Consider the following 6,164-nt stretch of genomic DNA (forward strand, 5'->3'; position numbering starts at 1 on the left):
TCCGCGCCGCAAAACCCGGGGCTCCCGCAACCCCCGCCGCCCGTACCGCCGGTGCCCCCCGTCGCGACCCAACCCCCCACCGCGGACCCGGCCAAGGACGTCGACGTCGACGCCGTCGCCCAGTCCTCACGCTGGTACACCAGCGGCTCGGTGACCATCACCAACGACACCCCGCACACGTTGAACACCTGGGATCTCAAGCTCGTGTCGTCGGGCCGCAACGGCTTCGACATGTTCATCGGCGACCACATGCGGATGTCCACCCAGGGCAGCAGCGCGACCGCTACCGGCACCCGCCCGCTGGCGCCGAACGCGAGCGTGACGATCCTGTTCTCGCTGTCGGGTCGCGTCGACGCGATGAGTTGCACGTTCACCGGGGTGCCGTGTCGCGTGCGCGGCATCGGCTGACGCGCCGACGTACGCGACATCCACCGGTGGGCCGGTGTACGCGACATCGACCGAAGGGCCTGCGGCCCGGTGACGTCGCCGTCGCCCTCGGGTCGCGTGGGCGACGGCGACGACGGCCGCCGACGGACCGGTCATCGACGACCTGGGGACCGGTCGTACGCTGGTGGACGTGACCAGCTTCTTGCGATTCGTGCATGCCGGCATCGGCCCCGCCGCCGTCCCGTACGAGACGGCCTGGGAGGAACAGCGTCGCGTCCACGAGGAGGTCGTGAGCGGTGTGTCCCCCGACACGTGCCTGCTTCTCGAACACCCCGCCGTCTACACGGCCGGCCGCCGTACCGACCCGTCCGAACGCCCGATGGACGGCACCCCCGTGGTCGACGTCGATCGCGGCGGCAAGATCACGTGGCACGGCCCCGGCCAACTCGTCGGCTACCCGATCGTGCGCCTGCCCGAGCCGATCGACGTCGTCGCGCACGTGCGTCGGATGGAGGAGGCGCTGATCCGGGTCTGCGCCGAACTCGGCCTGGAAACCACGCGCGTCGAGGGCCGCAGCGGAGTGTGGGTCCTGGGCGACACGGTCGCCGCGCGCACCGCCCCCGCCGGCGGTGGCCTCGACCTGCGTCTGGACGGCCGTCTCGCGGCGGCACCGGACCCGCGCCTGCACCCGGAGTTCGACCCGCGCCTGGCGGGCCCCGAGTACGCGCCGTCCAACGCCGGCCAGCGCGGCGACGACCGCAAACTCGCGGCGATCGGCGTCCGGGTCTCGCGCAAGGTCACCATGCACGGCTTCGCGATCAACTGCGACCCGGACATGACGTCCTACGACCGGATCGTGCCGTGCGGCATCAAGGACGCCGGGGTGTCCTCGCTCAGCGTCGAACTCGGCCGCCCCGTCACCGTCGCCGAGGTTTTGCCGCTGGCCGAAAAGCACCTCGCCGAGGTGTTCGCGCACGTTCCCGCGTGACGTATGCCTCGTGCCGTCCCGCGGCCCGCGGGAATCCCTGCGGGCTTGCCCCGGTTGCCACTTGACGGGTCGTCCGAACCCCCCGATCGCGGGGCGTACCCTGGACGCACCGCCCAATCCGGGTCCGTCCCATCCTGTCGGGCCCATTGCAGACTGTCCCGAACCGCAGCCTGCTCATGCTTCAGCCTGCCGAGACCGCAGTCTGTCGAAGACATAGGGAGTCGCGCGTGTCCGCTGTCGCACCCGACGGCCGCAAGCTGCTTCGCCTGGAAGTCCGCAACGCCGAGACTCCCATCGAGCGCAAGCCTTCGTGGATCAAGACCCGGGCGAAGATGGGCCCCGAATACACCGAGCTCAAGCAACTCGTCAAGCGCGAGGGCCTGCACACGGTGTGCGAGGAAGCCGGCTGTCCCAACATCTACGAATGCTGGGAAGACCGCGAAGCCACCTTCCTGATCGGTGGCGACCAGTGCACCCGGCGATGCGACTTCTGTCAGATCGACACGGGCAAGCCGGCCGATCTCGACCGTGACGAGCCCCGTCGGGTCGCGGAGTCGGTCCAGGCGATGGGCCTGAAGTACGCGACCGTCACGGGCGTCGCGCGCGACGACCTCCCCGACGGCGGCGCGTGGCTGTACGCGGAGACGGTTCGCCAGATCAAGGAACTGAACCCGGGCACCGGCGTGGAGCTGTTGATCCCCGACTTCACCGCGCAGCCCGACCAGCTCGCCGAGGTGTTCTCCTCCCGTCCCGAGGTGCTCGCGCACAACATCGAGACGGTGCCGCGCATCTTCAAGCGCATCCGCCCGGGTTTTCGCTACGAGCGCTCGCTCGACGTCATCACCCAGGCGCGGGCCGACGGCCTGGTCACCAAGTCCAACCTGATCCTGGGCATGGGCGAGGAACGCGCCGAGGTCAGCCAGGCGATGCAGGACCTGTACGACGCGGGCTGCGAACTCCTGACGATCACCCAGTACCTGCGCCCGAGCCCCCGGCACCACCCCGTCGAGCGTTGGGTGCACCCGGACGAGTTCGTCGAGCTGAACGAGGAGGCCGAGGAGATCGGCTTCGCGGGCGTGCTCTCCGGACCGCTGGTCCGCTCGTCGTACCGCGCCGGGCGGCTGTACCGCCAGGCGCTCGACCTGCGCGAATCCCGCGCCGCTTCGGGCGAAGGCGTACAGAACTTCACCTCGGTTTGACCTTGACGACATCGCCTGGTAACACAGTGTTGCGAGTGTGAACCCCAGTGCGACGCGTATTTCGCGACAAACGACTCATCTTTCCGCCGAATGGACACGGAGAGGGACGACCGTCATGCAGCAAGGCAATGCCTCGGTACTGCGAGGCGCGTTCGACCGCGGCACCGCAGCTCGTCGAGCCACCGTGGGCCGGGTCTTCCGGGCCGTCGAGACCGTGCTGATGTTCGAAGGCGGCCAGCGGACCGCGCGGCGCAACGCGTGGGACGCGGTCTGCGCCGACCGCAGCCGGGCCCAGGCCCGCGCCGAGGCGTCCGACATCCTGGCCCGCCTCGCACCGGTCAAGACCGTGCCGGGCGCCGGCTCGCGCTGACCCGTCACACTCCGGCCCGCCGCCCCGTACGGCCGTTCGACGGGTCCCTGATCCGCCGGACGGCCGTACGGGGCGCTTTGCGGGCGAATACCTGCCGACAGCCGTTGTCGTAGGTGGACGGGCCGCCAGTATCCTTTTCACATGGCGAGCAAGGAACCATCCGAGAAGAGCGGCCGGCTGAAGCAGATCCGGCTCGCCTACCAGCAGACGAAGAAGGCCGACCCGTGGGTCGGCTTGATTGTGGCGGCGTGGGGCCTGGGCGTTTTCGCCGTCCTCCTGGCCATCGGCTTCTGGTGGGGACACCCGATCTACCTGGGCATCTTCGGTGCCCTCGTGGGTCTGCTGGCGGCGGCGTTCGTCTTCGGACGACGTGCCGAGAAGTCGGTGCTCGGCCAGATGGAGGGCCAGCCCGGCGCCGCGTTGGCGGTCATGCAGTCACTCAAGCGTGGCTGGGTCGTGACCCCGACCGTGGCGATCACCCGGCAGCAGGATGTCGTCCACCGTGCCGTCGGCCGTCCCGGCATCGTCCTGGTGGGCGAGGGTCATCCCGGTCGCGTGACGCGACTGCTGGCCGACGAGAAGAAGCGCATGTCCCGGCTGGCGGCCGGCACCGTGGTGCACACCGTCATCGTCGGCAACGAGGGGGACCAGGTCCCGCTGCGCAAGCTTCAGCGGCACATCATGAAGCTGTCCCCCACCATGGCCAAGCCCGAGGTCGCGGTCGTCAACGACCGGCTGCGCGCGGTGGGCGACCTGATGAAGAACATGCCGGTGCCCAAGGGCCCGATGCCCAAGGGCGCGCGCATGCCGCGCGGCCCGCGCGGCTGACGCCGCACCCGCACCGCCGGTCCCCGCCCGAAAACGAGAGCGGCGGCGATCCCCTCGGGGGTCGCCGCCGCTTTGTCTTGTCGCGTCCGGGTCTTGCGCGGTAGTACGAAACGAAACGCCACCGGCCAGGGGTGCCACCGGCCGCCCGCGGGCTGCGAACTACGCCCGCACCACGGCGGTCCCGACCGCCTTGTCGTGGAAGCCGCGCCCGTCCCGGTCGTAGATCGCCGGCGGGATCACCAGGCACAGCAGGAACGTCCGTACGAGCACCGCGAGCGGCGTCAGCGACGCGTGCGTCACGGAAACCACGCGCAGGCCCATCACCCGCTTGCCCACGGTCCAGCCGATCGTGCTCACCAGAAGCAGATTCATCGCCGCGAACACGGCCAGCGTGCCCAGGCTGGTCCCCGGTGAATTGAGGTCGCCCCTGCCCAGGAACGACAAGGCGATGACGCTGGAGAGCACCCAGTCGATCATCAGCGCGACGAGCCGTCGCCCGGTCGGCGCAAGCGAGTTGGTTCCGTCTTCGGGCAGCCCGAGACGCTTGCCGCGGTAGCCGAATTCCCCGTCCGCCGCCCCGGGGGCCTGAGTCCGCGATGCGGTCGTGTTCTCGTCCACCCTTCCAAAGTAGACGAGCCGGGCCGATTCGCCCGCCCCGGGGTGCGCGTGGCAGCGTGGATCATGGGTACGCATCCGCGCAAGAGGGACTGGACCGTACGGGTGGTGCGTAACATCCCGGAAACACGAGGGACACCGACGGGAAACCGCCCCCACCTACCTTCATGGCCAGTGGCCACCGGGGAGGAGGCCGCTCCCCGCGAACACAATTGCCCGCGCCTGGCGCCGGGTCGAGGAGGATTGATGTTCACCAACGCCGAAGAGGTGTCGCGGTACATCGCCGACAACGACGTCAAGTTCGTCGACGTTCGTTTTTGCGACCTGCCTGGCGTCATGCAGCACTTCACGGTCCCGGCCAAGACGTTCGACCCGGACGAGACCCTGGCGTTCGACGGATCTTCGATCCGCGGCTTCCAGTCGATCCACGAGTCGGACATGGCGCTGCGCCCGGACCTGTCCACGGCACGGCTCGACCCGTTCCGCAAGGACAAGACGCTCAACATCAACTTCTTCGTCCACGACCCGTTGACGGACGAGGAGTACAGCCGCGACCCGCGCAACGTCGCGAAGAAGGCCGAGCGCTACCTCGCCGGCACCGGCATCGCCGACACGGCGTTCTTCGGCCCCGAGGCCGAGTTCTACGTGTTCGACAGCGTGCGCTTCGAGACCAGCGCGAACGCGTCCTTCTACCACATCGACTCCGAGGCAGGCGCCTGGAACACCGGTGCGGAGGAGAACAACCGCGGCTACAAGGTCCGCTACAAGGGCGGCTACTTCCCGACCCCGCCGGTCGACCACTTCGCCGACCTGCGCGCGGAGATCTCCCTCGAACTCGAAGCCGCGGGCCTGGAGATCGAGCGCCAGCACCACGAGGTGGGCACCGCCGGCCAGGCCGAGATCAACTACAAGTTCAACACGCTGCTGGCCGCGGCCGACGACCTGATGCTCTTCAAGTACATCGTCAAGAACGTCGCATGGCGCAACGGCAAGACCGCGACCTTCATGCCGAAGCCGATCTTCGGCGACAACGGCTCGGGCATGCACTGCCACATGTCGCTGTGGACCGACGGCTCCCCGCTGTTCTACGACGAGCAGGGCTACGCCGGCCTGTCGGACACCGCCCGCTACTTCATCGGCGGCCTCCTCAAGCACGCCCCGTCGCTGCTCGCGTTCACCAACCCGACGGTGAACTCGTACCACCGCCTGGTGCCGGGCTTCGAGGCACCGGTCAACCTGGTCTACTCGCAGCGCAACCGCTCGGCGTGCATCCGCATCCCGATCACGGGCAGCAACCCGAAGGCCAAGCGCGTCGAATTCCGCGTGCCGGACCCGTCGGCCAACCCGTACCTGGCCTTCGCCGCCCAGCTGATGGCCGGCCTCGACGGCATCAAGAACAAGATCGAGCCGCTGGAGCCGGTCGACAAGGACCTGTACGAACTGGCCCCCGACGAGCACTCCGCGGTCCCCCAGGTCCCGGGCACCCTCGCCGAGGTCCTGGACGCGCTCGAAGCCGACCACGAGTACCTCCTCGAAGGCGGCGTATTCACCCCGGACCTCATCGAGACCTGGATCGAATACAAGCGCACCAAGGAAATCGACCCGATCCGCCTGCGCCCCCACCCGCACGAGTTCGAGCTGTACTTCGACCTCTAAACCGAAGTACCGCCGCCCTGCGGACCCACCCTCCGGAACACATCCGAGGGCACCGGGAGGAAACTCCCCGAAGGACGAGGCCGTCGACCGCTGCTCCCGGAGCGTGGTCGACGGCCTTCCT

General features: G+C 69.0%; 6 protein-coding genes and 1 pseudogene. 6 read left to right on the top strand and 1 reads right to left on the bottom strand.

Annotated elements, in window-relative coordinates:
• The 5 genes and pseudogenes from GT354_RS32605 to GT354_RS32625 all read left to right on the top strand — a co-directional run.
• Positions 1–408 (top strand): annotated as a pseudogene (locus GT354_RS32605) (hypothetical protein); the annotation flags it as partial.
• A gap of 169 nt (positions 409–577) precedes the next feature.
• Positions 578–1,375, top strand: coding sequence for a lipoyl(octanoyl) transferase LipB (lipB, locus tag GT354_RS32610; RefSeq protein ID WP_161359983.1), 798 nt, complete (start codon positions 578–580; stop codon positions 1,373–1,375).
• A gap of 227 nt (positions 1,376–1,602) precedes the next feature.
• The gene (gene lipA, locus GT354_RS32615; protein WP_161359984.1) at positions 1,603–2,574 is read left to right on the top strand and encodes a lipoyl synthase; all 972 of its coding nucleotides are present in this window, start codon (positions 1,603–1,605) and stop codon (positions 2,572–2,574) included.
• A 115-nt stretch (positions 2,575–2,689) separates the two neighbouring features.
• Positions 2,690–2,944 carry a hypothetical protein gene (locus tag GT354_RS32620; protein WP_237535701.1) on the top strand — a complete coding sequence of 85 codons (255 nt, stop codon included), beginning with the start codon at positions 2,690–2,692 and terminating at the stop codon, positions 2,942–2,944.
• A gap of 141 nt (positions 2,945–3,085) precedes the next feature.
• Complete coding sequence (locus GT354_RS32625) at positions 3,086–3,772, top strand: DUF4191 domain-containing protein (protein WP_161359985.1); 687 nt, start codon at positions 3,086–3,088, stop codon at positions 3,770–3,772.
• A gap of 159 nt (positions 3,773–3,931) precedes the next feature.
• Here GT354_RS32625 and GT354_RS32630 read toward each other — a convergent pair whose 3' ends face one another.
• Positions 3,932–4,390, bottom strand: coding sequence for an RDD family protein (locus GT354_RS32630; RefSeq protein WP_346012283.1), 459 nt, complete (start codon positions 4,388–4,390; stop codon positions 3,932–3,934).
• A gap of 243 nt (positions 4,391–4,633) precedes the next feature.
• Here GT354_RS32630 and glnA point away from each other — a divergent pair, with 243 nt between their 5' ends.
• Positions 4,634–6,043: a type I glutamate--ammonia ligase gene (glnA, locus tag GT354_RS32635; protein WP_161359987.1), complete on the top strand. Its 1,410-nt coding sequence runs from the start codon at positions 4,634–4,636 to the stop codon at positions 6,041–6,043.
• Positions 6,044–6,164: the final 121 nt, after the last annotated feature.

The organism is Streptomyces sp. SID3343, assembly GCF_009865215.1.
GTDB lineage: Bacteria > Actinomycetota > Actinomycetes > Streptomycetales > Streptomycetaceae > Embleya.